Origin of the sequence: Streptococcus sp. LPB0220, from assembly GCF_008727815.1 — a bacterium.
Lineage (GTDB): Bacteria > Bacillota > Bacilli > Lactobacillales > Streptococcaceae > Streptococcus.
On sequence record NZ_CP044230.1, the window covers coordinates 325,922 to 345,380 of the forward strand.

16 protein-coding genes are annotated in these 19,459 nt (G+C 41.5%); 12 read left to right on the forward strand and 4 right to left on the reverse strand.

Features of this window, described 5'->3' with window-relative positions; translation table 11 throughout:
* The first annotated feature begins 146 nt into the window (after positions 1-146).
* On the forward strand, positions 147-812 hold the full coding sequence (locus LPB220_RS01790) for a DUF443 family protein (protein ID WP_150905268.1): 666 nt from the start codon (positions 147-149) through the stop codon (positions 810-812).
* 83 nt (positions 813-895) lie between these two features.
* A complete protein-coding gene (locus LPB220_RS01795; RefSeq protein ID WP_150905270.1) occupies positions 896-1,900 on the forward strand; it encodes a hypothetical protein in 1,005 nt (334 codons plus the stop codon).
* Between the two features lie 53 nt (positions 1,901-1,953).
* On the opposite strand, the gene def is transcribed toward LPB220_RS01795, so the two are convergent.
* Together def and LPB220_RS01805 are read right to left on the reverse strand one after the other, a co-directional pair.
* Positions 1,954-2,568 (reverse strand): peptide deformylase, encoded by a 615-nt coding sequence (gene def / locus LPB220_RS01800; protein WP_049491628.1) that lies wholly within the window; start codon positions 2,566-2,568, stop codon positions 1,954-1,956.
* A gap of 60 nt (positions 2,569-2,628) precedes the next feature.
* Positions 2,629-3,315, reverse strand: coding sequence for a cyclic nucleotide-binding domain-containing protein (locus LPB220_RS01805; protein ID WP_049491631.1), 687 nt, complete (start codon positions 3,313-3,315; stop codon positions 2,629-2,631).
* Positions 3,316-3,459: 144 nt separating this feature from the next.
* On the opposite strand from LPB220_RS01805, the gene LPB220_RS01810 reads away from it, so the two are divergent.
* The 7 genes from LPB220_RS01810 to trxA all read left to right on the forward strand — a co-directional run bounded on the left by LPB220_RS01810 (position 3,460) and on the right by trxA (position 11,259).
* Positions 3,460-4,623 (forward strand): MFS transporter, encoded by a 1,164-nt coding sequence (locus LPB220_RS01810; protein ID WP_049491633.1) that lies wholly within the window; start codon positions 3,460-3,462, stop codon positions 4,621-4,623.
* A gap of 105 nt (positions 4,624-4,728) precedes the next feature.
* Positions 4,729-5,880 carry an MFS transporter gene (locus LPB220_RS01815; protein ID WP_049491635.1) on the forward strand — a complete coding sequence of 384 codons (1,152 nt, stop codon included), beginning with the start codon at positions 4,729-4,731 and terminating at the stop codon, positions 5,878-5,880.
* A 2-nt stretch (positions 5,881-5,882) separates the two neighbouring features.
* Positions 5,883-6,611 (forward strand): pseudouridine synthase, encoded by a 729-nt coding sequence (locus LPB220_RS01820; protein WP_049491636.1) that lies wholly within the window; start codon positions 5,883-5,885, stop codon positions 6,609-6,611.
* Positions 6,612-6,831: 220 nt separating this feature from the next.
* Entirely contained in the window at positions 6,832-9,495 is a 2,664-nt protein-coding gene (locus LPB220_RS01825) for a Cna B-type domain-containing protein (protein ID WP_150905272.1), read from the forward strand.
* Between the two features lie 410 nt (positions 9,496-9,905).
* On the forward strand, positions 9,906-10,175 hold the full coding sequence (rpsO, locus tag LPB220_RS01835) for a 30S ribosomal protein S15 (RefSeq protein ID WP_003004251.1): 270 nt from the start codon (positions 9,906-9,908) through the stop codon (positions 10,173-10,175).
* Positions 10,176-10,707: 532 nt separating this feature from the next.
* Positions 10,708-10,932 carry a DUF4649 family protein gene (locus LPB220_RS01840; RefSeq protein WP_049475182.1) on the forward strand — a complete coding sequence of 75 codons (225 nt, stop codon included), beginning with the start codon at positions 10,708-10,710 and terminating at the stop codon, positions 10,930-10,932.
* Positions 10,933-10,944: 12 nt separating this feature from the next.
* Positions 10,945-11,259 (forward strand): thioredoxin, encoded by a 315-nt coding sequence (gene trxA, locus LPB220_RS01845; protein ID WP_003013593.1) that lies wholly within the window; start codon positions 10,945-10,947, stop codon positions 11,257-11,259.
* Between the two features lie 164 nt (positions 11,260-11,423).
* On the opposite strand, the gene LPB220_RS01850 is transcribed toward trxA, so the two are convergent.
* Positions 11,424-12,215 carry a DUF2785 domain-containing protein gene (locus LPB220_RS01850; RefSeq protein ID WP_150905274.1) on the reverse strand — a complete coding sequence of 264 codons (792 nt, stop codon included), beginning with the start codon at positions 12,213-12,215 and terminating at the stop codon, positions 11,424-11,426.
* A gap of 54 nt (positions 12,216-12,269) precedes the next feature.
* Complete coding sequence (pepF, locus tag LPB220_RS01855) at positions 12,270-14,066, reverse strand: oligoendopeptidase F (protein ID WP_150905276.1); 1,797 nt, start codon at positions 14,064-14,066, stop codon at positions 12,270-12,272.
* A gap of 330 nt (positions 14,067-14,396) precedes the next feature.
* On the opposite strand from pepF, the gene LPB220_RS01860 reads away from it, so the two are divergent.
* The 3 genes from LPB220_RS01860 to LPB220_RS01870 all read left to right on the forward strand — a co-directional run bounded on the left by LPB220_RS01860 (position 14,397) and on the right by LPB220_RS01870 (position 19,458).
* Positions 14,397-15,362: a hypothetical protein gene (locus LPB220_RS01860; protein WP_150905278.1), complete on the forward strand. Its 966-nt coding sequence runs from the start codon at positions 14,397-14,399 to the stop codon at positions 15,360-15,362.
* A gap of 47 nt (positions 15,363-15,409) precedes the next feature.
* Entirely contained in the window at positions 15,410-18,055 is a 2,646-nt protein-coding gene (locus LPB220_RS01865; protein ID WP_150905279.1) for an SEC10/PgrA surface exclusion domain-containing protein, read from the forward strand.
* Positions 18,056-18,132: 77 nt separating this feature from the next.
* The gene (locus LPB220_RS01870; protein WP_150905281.1) at positions 18,133-19,458 is read left to right on the forward strand and encodes a DUF6287 domain-containing protein; all 1,326 of its coding nucleotides are present in this window, start codon (positions 18,133-18,135) and stop codon (positions 19,456-19,458) included.
* Position 19,459: the final 1 nt, after the last annotated feature.

Sequence of the window (19,459 nt, forward strand, 5' to 3'; positions counted from 1 at the left end):
CAACTGCTAAGAAGTTGGATACTTTTTTGGTCAAAACTTGATCATCAAAGTAAAATCAGGTATGATGGATGGTATGTTCTTTCGTGAATAAGTAAGATAATTTTGACTGTATAAGAATAAAATAGTATAGAAAGTAAGATCAATCTATGTTTAAACCCGCAAAAATCGAGTATTTACCGAAAATGAATTTTCGCTATCGTTTGTTAAAAGTAGAGAATAAGTGGTATTTAATGGAAGTCGATCGGCCAATTATAACAAGTTATTTTCTCTCATGGTTTACCTATTTTGTCCCTCATAAAGCTTATCAGCTGACAGAGGATGAAGTAGAAGCAATTGCTCCGAAAGTGCTTGAAAGAGATAAGAACATATTTTCTACTCAGACTAAAGCAGGGATTTCAGCTCTTGGTGCTGGTTCCTTAGCAGTTTTACTAGGCAGAGCTTTTCCGATAGAGGATTATTTATATTTTAGTTCCCATCTACTCAATCTAGTGTTAATGATCCTTGTTCTATGTATTGTTATTGGGCTTCGTATTTGGCTGAGTACTAGGAAAATAGAGACGGTGATGATAGCTTCTAAGAAAGCTAAAAGAATCTATTGTCGCCCAGTAAAATTTAGGATAGTACTAAGAAATCTTTTATTTTTGATAGTTCCTTTGTTTTTGTCAAGTGCAATGATTTACTCAGTTTTGAGTAAAATTAAACCAAATCTAATTGTTCATATGGGCCTATTTGTTACTTCATTTATGTATTTAGCATCAGCTATTTTAGGCTTATATGCTCCAGGCGATGATTTCAAAGCTAAAGTCAAGTAGATCCAGTCGAGTGAAACTCAGAAGTAAGATCAGCCTCTATCTACTTTTTGGCCTTAAAACAATTTCTTAGAAAGAAGCATGTAATGAAAAATGAAAAGAACGTCGATATTGAGCAGGCTAACAAATTCTATTTCCAAAGTTTAGCCAATACACGCGCTTCATCGGCTATGATGATCAATTCGTGGACAGGCGTATTTCTGTTCGCATTTGAAATCCTTTGCTTTTATTCGTATGATGTATCGAAAGGTATAAAACCATTTAGTCATTGGTTTTTTGATATCCTCGTCATCTATTGTCTTTACCATATTATTGCATTTTTCTTGCCGTTAATGGGGGCATTTATATATAGAAGACAAGTATTGTCAACGACTCTACTCTTATTCACCTATGCAGGAATGTTTTTATCGCTCCAAGTCATGGGCTTACTCATCATTGTTTCTGCTCTGGCAAATAAGGAATTTGAGGTAGGTTTCCCGAAATATGGCTTCATCGTCATTCCTTTTCTTGTGATTTGTACCTTATTGGGCTTTATTTATCATTATTTTTGGCTTAAGAAGCAGTTAAAGATTGGCTTTTCGCCAACTAGAACCCTGGGGAATTATTTCGCAAAATCAAGTAGTTATAGTAGCAATGCCCTAACGATCATCTTCGTTTGCTTCATGATAGGAGCGACCCTTACTGGCTATTTTGGAGTAGTGCTGGGAGTATCCGTAAGCATATTATTCAGCTATGCCTTCACTCAGTTGCTGACAGAAGTGGGTTACCTCTTGTATTTGAAAACAAAAAGCAAGGAATACTGGGAGGATGAACCTGAGGATAATCCGACGTTGTGGGATTTACTATGGGATTGGTTGAAAGGCTTCAGTTTGAAGAAAGCTAAAATTCGCATACCACTAGAAATATTATTTTTTGTATTAATAATTGAATTACTTGATCATTTAGGATATAATGGCTCGAGTCCAGCACGACCAATTTTATTAGTGTGGATTGTCAGAATGCTTACCTTGGGGCTCGTCTTGGATTTCTTTATTAGCCTGGCGCGTGCCATTATGCGTAAGTTTTCAAAGAAAAAGCAAGGCAAAAAATAACAAAAAAATACCTAACCGAGAGTATTCTCAGTTAGGTATTTTTGTCGGTTACGCTATTCTAAAATCAAGAGTCCTTCTTTGATTTCAAATGGGTTGTTTGGATTGATGCGGTCATAGAACATGATGCCGTTAGTGTGGTCGATTTCATGTTGAACGACGATGGAGTTGTAGCCTTTGAGTTTGATGCGTTTCTTTTCACCGTCTTTTGTGAAATACTCCACGGTCACGCGGGCATGGCGAACCACATAGCCTGGGACGTTGCGGTCTACTGAGAGACAGCCTTCCCCGTCGCCAAGAGCTGCATCTTGAACAGAATGGGCGACAACCTTTGGATTGTACATGACTTCTTGAAGGCTATAGGCTTCTTTTGGTGGGTTGCCATCGGCATCTTCTGGATTGGGAACCAAAACAGCGATGATTCGTTTAGAGATATCCAGCTGAGGGGCAGCGAGTCCCACTCCTCCACGGAGGCCAAGTTTTTCAGCCATAACAGGGTCTTGAGAATAGTGCAAGAATTGCATCATTTTTTCACCCAGGATAATTTCCTGATCAGACAAAGGGAAGGTCACATCTTCTGCAACAGCTCGAAGTGTTGGATTTCCTTCGCGGATAATGTCATCCATATCAATCAAATGGGACGCTCTTGTAACTTTTTCAATTGCTTTCATCGTTTTACTCTCACTTTCTTTCTACCCTCCATGATAACACAAAAGAGCCTAAAATTAAAGTTATCTGTCGATGGTTTCCGCATGTTTGATGGACAAATCACTCATCATTTTGGGATCTAAAATCGTATAGACTCGCCCTTCTCTTTGGACTAACCCCTCTTCGATCATCTGCTTGATGACGCGGTTAAGGTGGCGGTAGCTGATCCCAAAACGCAGGGCCAGCTGATTCATCTTGGGTTTGAGGGTCCCATTTTCATCGCAATGTTCCAGAAAATGCGTAGCGAGGCGTTCCTTGACCGAATAATGAAAGTTGGCAGGAGCCAAATAGTTGATCTGGTGCAATTTCTCAGCCAAGGTCTTGGCCGTAGAGCGCAAAAAGGTTGGATCAAGCAGGAGGCGTTTCTTAAAGTGCTGGGCTGGGAGCTGGACGACTAGCGAGTCCTGGTCTGCAATGACCGATGTAATACAGACCCGATCGAGCAGGAGCTCAATCTCTCCTAAGAGTCCAGGTTTTTCTTGGATTTCAAGGATGGTGTCACTGCCGTTTTCAAGACTGTGAACGATCTTGAGCCGGCCTTTGAGAAAATAAGGAATGACATCTTGCTCAGAACCCTGGCGGCAGATATAATCTCCAGCCTGGTAGAGAACGAGGTCCAGCTGGCTGAGGCAGTCGCCCGGAAAGATCTGGTCCAATTGGTAGTCTGTGATGATTTCCTTGAGTCTGGTAGATGGGGAAATTTTTTTCATCTCAATCTCCTAAAATAGGACAAATGTCCTGTTTTTCTATTTCTAAATTGATTATACTAGGATTCTATTAAAAATACTAGTTTGAATCTTTTCTGAAAAAACCAGTAAAATCAAATGTTACCAGTAAAGTGTAGGAAATAAACAATGAAAAAAACAATGGAAAGAATCAGTCTCTTGAGCTTGTCGCTCATGTTGATCTCATCTTTTTCAATAACAGCCGGTTTGCCGGCTATGAAGGCCTATTTTAGCCACTTCGGCTATTCAGCAGGCCAGGTAGAACTCTTGGTTTCCCTGCCAGCCTTTGCGGTCGTGGCCATGCTCTTTTTAAATAGCGTGATCGAGCGGTGGATGAGTGAGCGTCAGATGATTGTCGCAGGGCTTTTACTCTTTTCAACTAGCGGGCTCTTGCCTTTGGTCGTACAGGACTATCCTCTCATCTTTCTAAGTCGTTTGCTCTTTGGTTTGGGGACAGGAATGATCAATGCCAAGGCTATTTCGATTATCAGTGAGCGCTACTCGGGCAATGACAAGACTCGGATGCTGGGCTATCGGGGATCTGCTGAAGTGGTGGGCTCTGCCATCTTGACCTTTATGGTGGGACAACTCTTACCCCTAGGCTGGCCAGCGATCTTTGCCGTATATGGTGGTGGTTACTTGATTTTACTCCTCTATATCCTTTTTGTCCCTTATCCTAAGGAGAAAAAACAGGCTAGCTTGAAGGTGAAAAAGTCAGGATCCGTCCGCCTTCGCTCTCCTCAATGGCGTTTTAGTCTAATGCTAGCCGTGATTGCTGGTATCATCATTTGTTTCAATTCCATCATTAGCCTGCGCGTGCCGGATATCATTGTTGACGCTCGTATGGGAACGGCGACAACAGCTGGAACCGTCTTGAGTCTGATGCAATTAACAGGGATTGTAGCAGGGGTAGGCTTTGCCAGTTTGACACATGTTTTCAAAAAGAACTTGCTCATGATCATGTGCATTGGTTTCGGTCTAGCTCTGGCTTTGATTGGCTTGTCCGGACAGCTGTGGAGCTTGGTTCTAGGAACCCTCTTAGCCGGATTTACTTACAGTACGGGAGTCACCAGTATCTTCTATCACCTATCTGAAAAAATCCCGACCAATCTCCTGAACCTTGCGACCTCGCTGGTCTTGATCGGCTGCAATCTCGGATCAGCCCTCTCTTCTTTCTTCATCCAGTTGGTGACGCCACTAGCTCCCTCTAATAACCTGCTCTTTGTCTGGATTGGTGCTTTGATGGTCCTAACGGGAGTTTTTGCCTCACAATTGTTAGCACGAACGAAATGATGGAGAAATCATTTCGTTTTTTTAATTCAATCTATTGCGTCCTGTCACTAGCTCGTGTTATTATAGGAGGAGTGTGAAAAAAAGATTAGTTTAAAGGATAGAATAATGAAAAAAATCATGGAGAAAGTGAGTATTCTCGCGCTTTCATTTATTTTGACGACCTCGTTTTCGATTTCGAGTGCGCAGTCGGCCATGTTTGCCTATTACAAGGGAATTCCTCACAGCATGATTGAGCTCTTGGTCTCGCTTCCTTCTGCCGGGATCATGGTTTCACTCATCTTCAATAAATGGATTGGACGCCTATTTTCAGAGCGTCAGATGATTGTGACGGGCTTAGTTGCTTACGCTCTATGTGGCTTTATTCCCTTAATCAGTCCAGCTTATCCGGTTGTCTTTTTGTCTCGGATTATTTTCGGGATGGCAGTTGGTTTGCTCAATGTTTCTGCTATTGCCATTATCAGTGAGCGCTATAAAGGAAAAGAACGCGTCCAAACCCTTGGTATTCGTGGTTCTGCAGAGGTTGTTGGGACGGCCGTTTTAACCTTTGGAGTTAGCCTTTTGATTCGCTTTGGCTGGCAGGCTGCCTTTCTCGTTTACGGCATCAGCATTCCTATCTTACTTTTGTATCTCTTATTTGTGCCCTATGGATCTACGACGGAAGCAGTGGAGGAAAAACACCGGGATGTCAAGATGACAGGGGGTCAATGGCGGACAGCGCTCGGCTTAGCAGTCGTTGCGGCAGCTATCGTCTTGTCCAATGTCATGATCACCGTTCGGATTCCAAGTGTGGTAGAGCAAGTGGGACATGGCACTGCCCAAACTGCGGGGGTTATTTTAGCAGCCATGCAATTTGTTGGGATCTTGGCAGGTTTGGCTTTCTCGCCCTTGACCTATCTATTCCGTGATCGTTTATTATTGGTTTCGGGAGTAGCTTATGGTGTGGCCCAAATGTTGATCGGGGTCTCTCCAAATCTCTTGATTCTTGCCCTTGTAACCATTGCTTCTGGCTTCGCCTACAGTGTGGCTTTGACAACAGTTTACAATGTCTTATCTGATAAGATGCCAGCAGGGGTCTTGAGCCAGGCAACGTCCATTGCGGTTTTGGGATGTAGTACAGGTTCGATCGCAACGACCTTTGTCCTTAGTCTATTAGGGACGATCTCATCTGCTCCAGTCTTCATTTTTGGATTTTCTGGTATCCTCATGATCCTGGTTTCCTTTTTTGGCCTTTGGATTGTGCGAAAGAGCGGGAAGTAATTATGCGGCTAGATAAATTTTTAGTGGATTGCGGCGTGGGGAGCAGGACCGAGGTCAAGCAACTCCTCAAGCAAAAGAAAATCGCAGTAAATGGGAAAAATGAGACAGCAGGCAAACTGCAGATTGATCCAGACAAGGATCAGGTGACCTTTATGGGAGAAGACCTGGTCCATGAAACCTTCGTGTATTATCTGCTTAATAAACCAGCTGGGGTCATCTCAGCGACTGAAGATGATCACCACCAAACTGTGCTGGATTTATTGGATGAGACAGCCCGTCACAAGGAAGTCTTTCCTGTCGGGCGCCTGGATATCGATACCCATGGCTTGCTGCTTTTGACCAATAATGGCAAGCTCGCTCATGCCATGCTTTCGCCGAAGAAGCATGTGTCGAAGATCTACCGTGCCCAGGTGGATGGGATCATGGATGAGACAGATGTAGCCCGTTTTGAAGCAGGCATTGCCCTCAAAGACTTCACCACCTTACCTGCGAGATTGCAGATCTTAGAGGTGAATGAGGCAAATACCAGCTCCTACGTCGAAATCGAAATTGCTGAAGGAAAATTCCATCAGGTCAAGCGCATGGTCGCTGCCTGTGGCAAGGAAGTGGTGGATTTAGAGCGGATTTCTATGGGTCCTCTAACGCTAGATCCAAGCCTGAAATTGGGAGAATGGCGAAGACTCCATCCTTCTGAACTCAAGTCCCTAGAGGTCTTCGGAGTTCCCTTATAAGCAAAAAAACAAGCAGTCTGATTCTTACAGACTGCTTGTTTTTATTTGTATCAAGAAAATGTACTGAAAAGACAAAAAATGAATTTAATTGCTTGTACTATCAAAGCAAATTGTTTATAATGAAAAAAGATAGGTTGTGTATAAATTCACAATATGTAGTGATAATTTTTCGACTCACATACCTTATCTAGTAAACGTAGAAAAAGGAGAAAAATCGTTTATGAAAAAGTGGCTTTATTCTGTTGTGACAACAGTTGCCCTATTTTTACTAGCGGCTTTAGGATTTGCCAAACCCAATAGTCCAGCTAAAGTCCATGCAGATACGATCAATGATGTTGTGACATCTGTAAACATCTCGAAATCAACTGGTGGAGCGATTACAGATCCACTCGGTGTTTGGGAGAGTTTTCAAGTTGAAGCAAACTTTGTGTTGCCAAATGGTCGTGTAAAAAAGGGAGATAAGACCGTTATCCAACTTGGAGATGACTTTAAGGTCTTTGAAACGGACACCATTGACCTGCTGGATCCAAGCGGTCAAAAAGTTGCGACAGCAACAGTAGATGATCAAAGAAAAGTCATCACCGTAACCTATACGGACTATCCTGAAAGAATGGCCAATGTGACAGGGAAACTGCGTTTCTTTGCGCGTGTAGACCACCAAGTCGTCAAAGGACAAAAGACACTTGATTTTACTCTTACGATCGATAAGAAAGTGATTTCAGGTGGGAATATCGATTACAAAGGGGTCAATCCAGGTGAGAATCCTCCTACTCCAGAAGTCTTTAGCAAGTGGGGGTGGACCAACTCAGATGATAAATTAAAATTGACCTATACATTGAACATCAATCAAGGCCACACAGCCCTTCATAATATTGATATTAAAGACCAATTGGCCTTTACAGATGGAAAAATCAAAGCAGATTCTGTCAACATCCATACAGGAACTTGGCAGGTTAGTGACGAAGATGGGGCTTATCATTTAAAAGATACCACAAACGTCACCAAGAATTACTCCCCTGTTGTCAGCGCTGATGGTCGTTCTCTAACGGTTCATATTGGAGATCTAGCTCCTGAACAAGGGATGACTGTTCGCTATGATGTCTATCTGGACAAGGTCCCAGCCATCAATACATCCTACAAAAACAATGCGACAATGACAGCTACAGAAATCAAGGAGCAAAATAAGGTAGCAGACGTTCTGTATCAGTTCCTCGATGGAAAATTCAATGGTGAGAAATATTCCTTCACGATTCACAAAAAAGGTGAAAATGGCCAAGCGCTTGCCGGTGCCGTCTTTGCTGTGACAGCAGATGATACTGGTGAGCAAGTGGGAACCATTACGACAGATGAGAATGGTGTTGGCACTATTACGGGCTTGATCAAACAAGCTTATACGGTTCAAGAAATTCAAGCTCCAACTGGCTATGTTCTCTCAGAAGAACTTATCAAGATCAGCAAGGACGATTTTGGAAATGACCTTGCGATTTCTCGTGATGTTGTGAACCAAAAAGAAAAAACAAGTGTCTCTGGCCAAAAGACATGGAATGACAATGACAACCAAGATGGCAAGCGTCCATCAAAAATCACAGTCAATCTCCTAGCAAATGGTGTCAAAGTCGCTTCTAAAGAAGTGAAACCAGATGCGGTAGTAACTTGGGCTTATCATTTTGATAATCTCGATGTGGTCGATGATGCTGGCAATGTCATTGCCTACACTGTTTCAGAAGAACCTGTTGAAGGCTATGAAGCGACTATTGAAGGAACCAATATTACCAACAGTCGGACACCAGAAGTTGTTGAGATTCCAGTAACGAAAGTTTGGAAAGACAATGATAACCAAGATGGCGTTCGTCCTGACAAGGTCACTGTTCGTCTCCTTGCAGATGGTACAGAAGTAGCTAGCCAAGAGCTAAGTGCAGCGACTGATTGGAAGACAGTCTTTACCAATCTTCCAAAATACAATCACGGCAAACAAATTGTCTACACAGTCACAGAAGACACAGTAGCCAATTACTCTGCTGCGATTGATGGAACAACCATTACCAATAGCTACAAGCCAGGTAAAACCAGCGTTACTGTTACAAAACGTTGGGAAGACAACAATGACCAAGATGGCAAACGTCCAAGCACCATTAAGGTACAGCTCTATGCAGATGGCAAAGCTCAAGGAAAAGAAGTAGAACTTTCTGCTAAAAATAACTGGACTCATACCTTTAGCAATTTGCCTCTAAAAGCGAAAGGCAAAGAGATTCAGTACCAAGTGAAAGAAGTTGGAACAGTCAAAGGCTATACTAGTACGGTCGATGACAGTAACAAGGGAAATGTAGTGATCACCAATAGCCGCACACCAGAAGTAACGGAAGTAGCGGTCAAGAAGATCTGGGATGATGCAGACAATAAAGATGGTCTTCGTCCTGAAAAAATCACAGTTCGTCTCCTTGCGGATGGTCAAGAAGTAGCTGTAAAAGAAATCACAGCTACTGATAATTGGCAGGCAAGCTTCACGGATCTACCTGTATACAAGGAAGGTAAGAAGATTGCCTACACGATTACAGAGGATCCAGTAGCAGGTTATACAAGCAACATTGATGGTTTCACGGTAACCAATCGTCATACACCACCAACAACACCTCCTACCACACCACCAAGTACACCGCCAACGACTCCGCCTACAACCCCACCAACAACTCCACCGACGACACCACCAACAACGCCGCCAAGCACACCGGAAAAACCAGAAACTCCAACTACACCAAAAGAAGGAAAGAAAAAATTTCTTCCATCAACTGGTGAAGTTGTTGCTTACGGATTGACCATACTCGGTGCACTCTTAGCAATTTTTGCTTTGGCTTTGCTCTTGCGTGGTAAACGGAAAGAGAAATAAGCTTCATACCGATAAAGGGGCTGGGACAAAAGTCCTAGCCTCTCAATTATTTTTGGATTGTCGAGCAAGACGCAGTGGTTGTGTGGGCTCTACTACGCTGATTCCATCAGCTTTTACAGCCCTACTCAACTGTTCGGAGGTGGGACGACGAAATCAAATTCTAACGAATTACCGATTTCTGTCCCACTCTCTTTTGAATAAGTTGCTTGAAGAATGATCCATCAAATTGTCCAAATTCCCAAGGTTCTTTTTAGAAAAGAGAAAAGCTCCTCTCGAAGGAAACATAAGTGTTTGACAGAAAGATGAAATCTTGGTAGAATAAGAAGGTCGAATAGACAACTAACTCTTTCTTGGTAGCAGGATATGCCAAACCTGCCACTCGGATAGAGCATAAAGAAAAGGAGCTTATCATGGCAATCTCAAAAGAGAAAAAAAATGAAATCATTGCACAATACGCACGTCACGAAGGTGACACTGGTTCAGTAGAAGTACAAGTTGCTGTCCTTACTTGGGAAATCAACCACTTGAACGAACACATCAAACAACACAAAAAAGACCACGCTACTTACCGTGGTTTGATGAAGAAAATCGGTCGCCGTCGTAACTTGTTGGCTTACCTTCGTACAAACGACGTTAACCGTTACCGTGAGTTGATCAACTCTCTTGGACTTCGTCGTTAATCATGATGCTAAGGGCGCCAAAAATCCGTATGAAAATAGGGAAACGACACAGTGTTCGATGAACACAAGGAGTTTCATCTTTTTCACTAGGATTTTAGCCCGAGCTCAAAACAGCTCTCTGAATTCAGGGAGCTGTTCTTTTTTGCCAAGTGCTTAGGCCGTGTTCAATTGAGCATATCTTGAAATAAAGCTACTCTAGTTGAGTAGCTTTTTTGTTTTTTGTCACCTTGCCTCGATATACTCGAGTATAATCTTCGGCTACGGTTCCTAGCATCGTAAGGTAAAATAGACCAGAACTATCTCCCTTCGGGGAGATTTTTTGTTTTCAGAAGAAATCCGGTACAATCTTCGGTTCGTCGCCTTGTCTAGAAACGTTTTATCTAGCAAGAATGGAGCTCTCTGGATTCAGAGGGCTTTTTTCTTGTCTTTTCCTTATCGAACGAGATTCATCATTCTGAGGAAGTCGTTTTATTTGACAGATGTAATGTCTAGAGTTACAATTGATGCATCATAAGAAATAGAGGTTATCGATATGATTGAAATTACATATCTAGACAGTGCAAAACAAGAAAGAGTCATGCATTTTGATTCCTACGAAGAGTTTGAACGCTCCCAACAAGCTTGCTTGATTGGGGTAGCAGATTTTTATCCTGTTGTGAAACTGACCTATAATGGGCATGAGTTGGATTACCAAGGGACTTACGGGGATGTTTTCTTCTATTTGATGAAGCAAGATTTGACGCAGTACCAAAACTAAAGGAGAAAGAAAATGGCAAAAGCAATTACAGACGCAACATTTGAAGCAGAAACAAAAGAAGGTTTGGTCTTGGTAGACTTTTGGGCAACCTGGTGTGGTCCATGTCGCATGCAAGCTCCTATTTTAGAAAAATTATCGGAAGAACTTTCGGAAGATGAGTTAAAAATCCTAAAAATGGATGTGGATGAAAATCCAGAAACAGCGCGTGCTTTCGGCATTATGTCCATTCCAACCTTGCTCTTTAAAAAAGATGGGCAGGTTGTTAAACAAGTAGCAGGAGTGCATACCGCAGCACAAATTAAGGCCATTGTGGCAGAGTTGAGTTAATATCACAAGCACACTTCCAGTAGTAAAATGGGAGTGCTTTTATATATCCAAAGAAAGAGCCCTGCCCTCTTAAATGAGGAGCAAGGCTCTTTTGTCTTCAATAATTTTTTTCACGAAAAGTGACTTGAAAATATTTGGAGGGTTTTACATTCACTGTGCAATAGTTAGTATTGAAAAGATTGAATGGCTTTTTTCAACTCATCTTGTAAAACGTTTCTTTGATCAAGTTGAATATAGACTTCTAACAGACAGGATCTAAGGTTGGAAAATTTATAAAAATCTTCCCTTTCTTCTATCAGAAAGTCAAGCGTTTTTATCCAAGAAGCTACTTGTTCTTGCTCGATTTTTCCTTGCAAAATAGGTTCATAGAGCACTCTAGCTAAACGCCAATCTTCATCATCAGTAAAACGAATTGAAATTCTTTTAAAGATTTGACCAAGTGTGTTAAAGACTTTATGAACTTTGTCATTAGGAAAGTCTGGATGACAAACTACTTCTGTCAAAAGATCAGCTCCATGCGCAAAAGCGTGAACCCAGCCATACTGACTGGAAAAACCTGTTGTATCCTTTTCTTTTTCAAGATAATGTAAACCTTGATCCAGTAAAATATATCTTATATCAGCTTTTAATCTTTGATAAAAAATCGATTGTTGGTTGGCATCTGCAGACAAGAGATTGGCATAAACGAGTGCTCTAAAAGAACGCTCAAGTGTTGATAGCCCAATCTTATCAATCTCTTTTTCTATTCCTTCGTCGGATGAAATCGTCTCAGCAATGAAATGAAATTGTTCCCGTGTAAAGAGTTCTTCCTGAATCCCTCTAGCCAAGCTTGTAAAAACGAGATCATCGCGAATTTCTGGTGAAGGATCACCCAAATGTTCCAGCAACCACTGGATTTCTTCCCGACTATAGCTTGGTTTTTCTTCTGTCACTTTACTTTGTAATTCTTGATACATCCCTAGCACCTCTGCATTTTTACTAGCTTATTTTAGAGTTAGCTGTAGAGGAGTCTATTCTCCCAATTCTGCACTGTAAGCAATAATTTGATCGACAGTGTCTGAAAGGAATTGGATGGTATCGCGAAGTGGTTTGTCAGTTGAGATATCTGCTCCGATGATCATGGCTGACTCAAGTGGGGTCTTGCTGCCACCTGATTTGAGGAGGTCTAGCCAATCTTTCGCTCCATTTTCGGAGTTTTTCAAATGCAAGTATCCCGCTGTTGAGATAACCAAGCCAGCTGAGTAGGTATAGCTGTAAAGTCCCATGTAGTAGTGGCTTTGACGCATCCAGGTTAGAGCTGCATCATCATCGATTTCTACAGCGTCGCCCCAGAATTCGGTCAAGACTTCCTTCATGATGCTATTGAGCTTGCTAGCACCAAAGGTACCACCTTCTTCGATCAAGGTGTAAACTTTGCGTTGGAAGGCTGCTTCCAACAAGTGGGTGATGAAGTTGTGGAAGTAGGTGTCTGTCAAACGGTGTGCTAGGGCAAAGCGTTTTTGACGAGGGTCGTCAAACTGGTGTTCCAAATAGTCGCTAAGGAGGAGCTCGTTAAAGGTAGAAGGAGCTTCCACATAGTAGGTCGACATGTGGGCGTTGAAGTAGCTTTGGTTGTTATCTGAGAAGATGAATTGACCAGAGTGTCCAATCTCGTGGATCAGAGTATAGACATCGCTCATGCGACCTGTCCAGCTCATGAGGACATAAGGATGGACACGGTAAGGGTCAGCCGCATAACCACCGGAATCCTTGCCTTCATTGGCTGCAAAATCAACCCATCGTTCGGTTTGGTAGCGAGCAATTTCACGAGAATATTCTTCCCCAAGAGGAGCCACAGATTTCATGACCAAGTCATAAGCGTCATCAATGGTGACATCTGGGTTGAGCGCACTGTCCAAGTCCAACTTCCAATCAGCAAAGGTCATTTTTTCAAGGCCGTTGACCTTGGCCACGTGTTTGAGGAATTTTTGAGCGACTGGAGCGAAGTCCTTCATAATCAGGTCAATCTGACGATCAAACATGGCACGATCCACTTCCTGCTCAGCCAAGAGATAGTCAAAGACAGAGTCGTAACCTCGCATATCAGCGATCAGTTTTTCAGATTTGACTTGGGCTAGATAGGTAGCAGCAGCCGTGTTTTGGTGCTTGCGGAGACCTTCTGAGAAGGAACGAAAGGCTTTTTCACGGACTTTCGCATTCTCATGGTTTTGGTAGAAGTTTTCATAGGTGACAAAGCTATTCTTGTAAACTTTTCCATCTACTTCAAAATCAGCCATTTCAAAGTCACCTGCCCGCATCTTGGTATAGATGTCTTGCGGTCCGTAGAAGACTTCACCAAGGTTGGTCAGAGTTTTTTCCACATCAGCTCCCAAGTAGTGAGCTTTTTTGATTTTAGCCTGACGAATGGCAAAAGTGAGGTGAGGGAGTTGTCCGAGACGTTCGAGGACTTCTTCATCCGCTTCTACCAAAGCATCGTCAAAGAAGGAAAGTTCAACGCTGGCCCAAGTTTCGAAATCCATCCCTGCTTGGGCAATTTCCGCAAAAGCTTCATCGCCAAAGTCCGTCGTTTGGGGCATAAAGCTGTAGTTGCCAATGTGGCTGAGTTGGATCTGAATTTGTTCAAAGACTGCAAAGGCAGCTTCAAAGTCTTCAAAAGTGTGGAGCCTACCCTTGTAGTTACGGACGAATTCATTAATTTCCTCGCGGGTTTTTTCAATGGCACGCAAGAAGTCTTCCTGGTCTTGATAGAGGGCTGTGAGGTCCCAGAGTTCCTTCTCAGGAAATTCAGAACGTTTTTTTAATTCCATAGTGTTCTCCTTTTGATCAAATAACTATACTAAGTATATCAGAAAAAGGAGCAGAAACATAGAGGGAGAGGGGAAAATACTTGTGTAAAAATCTTGAAAAGAGCTGGAAAAAAGTTAAGATTAAAAAACTTAAGTCTAACTACTATATTTAAGTAAGGCATGGATTGGAATTTCGCTGATATACTAAGTACATCAGAGTATTGCATTTCATGCAATACTCAACACTAATGGCTCTAAAGAATATAAGGATTGTTTAATAATTTTTTGTGGCAATTCTTATATTCAAAATTTTAGTAAAATGTTGCTAATTAGTGATAGAGGAGGTTATTAATGGAAACAAGAGAAGAAATTGTCTCTAAACTAGAACTAATTCGTGAGAATATATTGGGATTTATTCAAGCCCGTTCACGTCAAGTTACACTTGTTAATCAAATGAGAACAGCCAAGTTGATTCAACAAGATGAATATAACGATAAAACATTGTCTCATAAAACCCTCAAGCTTGCTTTTTCAATTATGGTATTTTCAAGTATTTCAATACTATTAGGGGATTTATTGTATGTCATCTTACTTGGTGCTGTGAATCGATTAATCGGTGATATTATCTTTGAAGTTTTGTTCTTATCAGGATTTTTATTTCTATTGTTTCGTCGTATGAAAGGTTCAAAGGATAGTTGGATTTATCCAGCGACACTGATTATGGGAGGGGTCTTACTTGTATTTCCTCTACGTTTGCTTTTGACTCCTAATCCTATAACATTGATTCTACTTGGAGTGTCAATTGTAGCCACCTATTTCATCATTCAAAATAAGCTGGAATTAATGATTGCGTTTGTGAATAAAGGTATTCGTAATAAAAATGAACAGCATTTAAGAGATTACCAAGCAGTGGTTGCAGAAAATCAACGATTAGAATTGGCCTATCAGCAAGAGGGACGTTTGATGGAAAATTTCCGAAATCAAGCTGTAGCAATTGGTCAAGGATGGTACCCTAAAGATTATTATGCACTAGATGCAGTGAACTATCTTATTCACGCGTTTAATAATTTCAAAGCAGATAATATAAAGGAAGCCATTAATTTATACGATACATATTTAGACCGAGCAGCCCGTCGAGCCTTTGAAGCAGAGATGATCGAACTTGAAAAAGAGCAGATTATTAATCAAGAACGAATGATCAAGCTTCAGGAACATGCAAATATTTTAAGCGCTAGACAAATTGCAGAAACACAAGAAGCAGCTGCTGCATCACGTGCTGTAGCAAGTGAACTTGAGAATATTCGTTATGGAAGATAAGAAATCTGGGATAAATAGGTAGGGAAGAAAATAGAAGGAATATAACTATGAATAAAACAACAAAGAAAAGTATTGCTATCAGTGCTACTATTATCGCTGCAACTGCTGTGACTTCAGTTGTACAAGCTGAAGAAGCGTCAGTTGCTCAACCTCAGACAGGGACATCAGCAACTGTTTCAAATATCGATCATCCTGCTGAGGTTACAAAAGAGGCAGTTGATACAGCAAAAGAGAAAGCTGATGAAGCAGCTAAATCAGTAGCTGAACAAGAAAAAGCTGTCAGCGTGGCTGATCAAAAGGCTAGGGAAGCTGAAGCTACTGAAAAAACGACTGCAGCAAACTATGAAAAAACTAAGGAAGCTGCAGAAAAAGCAACACCAGAAAATATCGCAAAAGCTGAAGATACCATTAAAACAAAAGAGGCTGGGGTAAAATCTGCTGAAGAAGCTGTAAAATCTGCTGAAGAAGGTGTGAAATCAGCTGAAAAAGCAGAATCTGAATCAGAAAAAGCTTATGAAGAGGCTACTAAACAAGTAGAAGATGAAAAAGCAAAAGTCGAATTAGCCAAGGAAGAAGTTAAGAAGGCTGAAAAAGCTCTTAATGAAACAACATTAAGCAAAGCACAAGAAACAGTAACGATTGCAGGGAATAAATTAAAAGACGCTGAAACAACTCACAAAGCGGCTCAAGATGAGTTGAATCGTGCAAAAGAATTCGACGCATCACGTCAAGCTAAAATTGATGAGACAAAATCAGCACTCGATAAAGAACGTACAGAAAAGAACGTTCCGGCTCTTGAGCAAAGCCTCACTGATGCAAAAGCTAACGTAGAAGCTAAAGAAAAAGCATTAGCTGAAGCAAAAGCTAAAGCAAACGTCGTTCAATCTGAAGTAGATGAAGCTCAAAAAGCTCTTGATGCGGCAAATGCTCTATATCAAGAAAAAGTAGCTAAGTTGAAACAAGACGAAGCTCTTCGTAAAATCGTCGTTCCTGCGGACTATGCAAAACACGATATCGATGACTCCGCTTGGTTCATGTCCCACCAAAAAGAAAACATGGGTTTGCAACCCAAAACGGACTACAGCCAGATGGGTATCGGTGTTAATGGAGAAATTGTTAACCTTGCAAACCTCACAGTCGCACAACGCAAAGAAATTGCTGAATTTGCGGCTCAAATGTTAAATGACCTTAACCAACAATATTGGTCCCAACGCGAACCTGGTAAAACAATTGAACCGCTCCAATTGACAGTAGGCGGTCAGGACTTTGCCGATAATATCGCTCAAAAATATACGGATTATTACAAGAATAATGGTGGGACTCCTGATATAGTGCTTGCAAACTTCAAACATCTATTTGATGTGTTAATTGAATATAGTGCAAAAGAATCTCTTGGTCAACTTTTACCAGAATGGCATAAAAAAAATATGGGCGGATATACCATGTTGAACCTTAAACAAGACATTGCGGATAACATTCGTATGATGATGTTCGAAGATGGTAGTCAATCAAATGGTCATGCCAAACACTTGATTAGTCTTCAAGGTACTGGAATCGGTATCAGCGTAAGTTCTGGTTCACTTCACATCTTGTCAACAAGACAGTCTACAAATCAGGATAAAGCTGATTACATCAGTACGGATGCCGAATATAAAGCATCTTTGACCGCTTCTGTAGAAAAAGAAGAACAAGTACTACAAGCAGCTAAAGATAAGAAAGCGATCGCTGACCAAGCGGTTAAAGCTGCTGAAAATGAAGTTGCTTCTGCAAAATCAGCACAAATTGAGGCGCAAACAAAATTGAACGCTGCTCAAAAGGCTATCGCGAAAGCACAAAAAGCATATGAGGACGCTCTTGCTGTTAAAGAACAAACACCTACGGCTCAAGCTAAAGTTGATGAAACAGCAAAAGCCCTCGAAGCTGCAAAAGCTGAACTTGCAACAGCTAAATCAAATCTTGCAAACTTGCAACAAGTTCGTGCGCAACGCGAATCTGAATTGAAAGACGCTAAAGCTAAATTGATTGCTCAAGAAGAAGCTCTTAAAGTAGCTCTTAAATCAGCAATCGATGCGGAAAACGACTTGCAAGCAAAAGGACTTGCAACAACTGAAGCTAAAGCTCAAGTTGAACGGGCTAAACAAGCTGTAAAATCAGCTGAACAAGCAGTCAAAGAAGCTAAAGACTATCTTGAATTGCTTAAAAATGCACCTGCAAAACTTGCCGAAGCTGAAAAAGTATTGACTGAAGCAAAAGCTAAAACAGCTGAAGCTAAAGCAACACTCGAAACAGAAATTGCAAAACTTGAAGCATTGAAGTTGAAAGCTAAAGCGTCTCAAGAAGATTACAAACGTATCTTCGAAGCTTACCAAAAACTCGTTCAAGCAAAACAATTGGAAGAAACAATTCGTCGCGAACAAGAACGTATCAAACACGAAAACGAAACTCGTCGTAACGAACCAGTTCGTCGTGAATCTACTCAAAACAAAGTAATCAAGACAACTGCTCCAACAGCAACAACTAAAACTACAACAGTAACACCTGGTGCAATTACACCAGTCGCACCTCAAGTTAAACAAGCAAACACTAAAGAATTGCCATCAACTGGTGAATCTGCAAGTGCTCTTGGACTTATGGGCGTAGCAATGGCTGCTCTAGGTCTTGCTGGATTGAAACGCAAACGCGAAACAAAATAAAAATTCTATTTAGGCTGGGGGAACCCAGCCTAAAATGGTATAATTTTAAGAAAAAGATAAACAAATGGGGATTTTTTATGAAAAAGGTTATGATTTCACTACTGGTGGGTGTGTCCGTTTTATCTTTGGTGGCTTGTGCTCCAAAACGCTACGAACGCCAAAGTAAACCAACGACAGCAACGTCATCAACTGTCAAAAAAGAAAAGAAGGATACGGGACAAAAGTATTATCAAGCGGTCTTGGAGCGGTATGCCAAGTATGATACAGCTCTTAAAAATGGCGATAAAACGGGGCTCTCTAAGGAATTGGGGAAGGTACCAGCCGGTTCAGAAGAAAATATCTATCTAGATGCTTTGGAACGCTTGGGAACTCCCGTAACTTTCCAGTATGCCTTTGCAGACCTTAACCAAGATGGTGTCGATGAACTTTTGGTATCTAATCAATACACGGAAAACAAACAATACGTTTCTGCCATCTATTATTTAAAAGGACAAGAACCCGAATTGCTCCATACGGCCTACACAGCTGCAGTGGGGGGCTATCGCTCCAGTCTAGATGTTTTTGACAATGGGCAAATTGTCTACGCCACTTGGCAATCTCTGAATCCAGAGCAGGAATTGACCCTTTATTCCTTAGAAAAAGGGAAAGCCAAGGAAGAAAAGAAAGCGACCATTCAAATTGGTGGGAAGGAAACAGCAGAACAAGCCCTTGGGATTTCAGCCAAGAAGTTAGACCTCACTAAGCTCGATTGGAAAAATTTTGACGGTACAGGGAAATCCAAATCAACAGCTAAAGCGGAGGATAAGAAGACAGGTTCTTTCCAAGTTCAAGTCAGTGTGTCGGATCTCCGTATTCGCAAAGAGCCTTCAACCTCTGCTTCATCTGCAGGAATGATCGCAAAAGGTATTCATACCATTACGGAAACAGTAGACGCGGATGGTCATACTTGGGGCAAGCTTGAATCTGGACAAGGCTGGATCGCTCTTGACTTCACAACGCGCGTGGATGGTTCTAAAGCAGCAAGCTCAAGTAAGAAAAGCAGCGGAATGAATATTCAAGAAATTCAGAACGGTGATTTTTCAAGTATTGCAGGAACCTGGAGAAATGGTCTAGGTTGGACTTTGGAATTTAATAAAGATGGTTTGACAGGAAAAGGATTTGTAACAGATGGAAGTGGAGTTGTTGATAGAATTAATCCTGATCACGGCTATATTAGTGGGGGGATCCATAGTTCAAAACCAAATACAGCTGGTGGAGCTGCGATCTCTTTCTTGCCAGCAGGAACACCTATGAGGCCTGATAGTGATCAGAATAGTGATCCATCAGATACCTCAAAAGATCGTATATGGATTGGGCAACAATATATTTGGGATACTGACTCGTTCTTCTACCGTGTGGACTAAG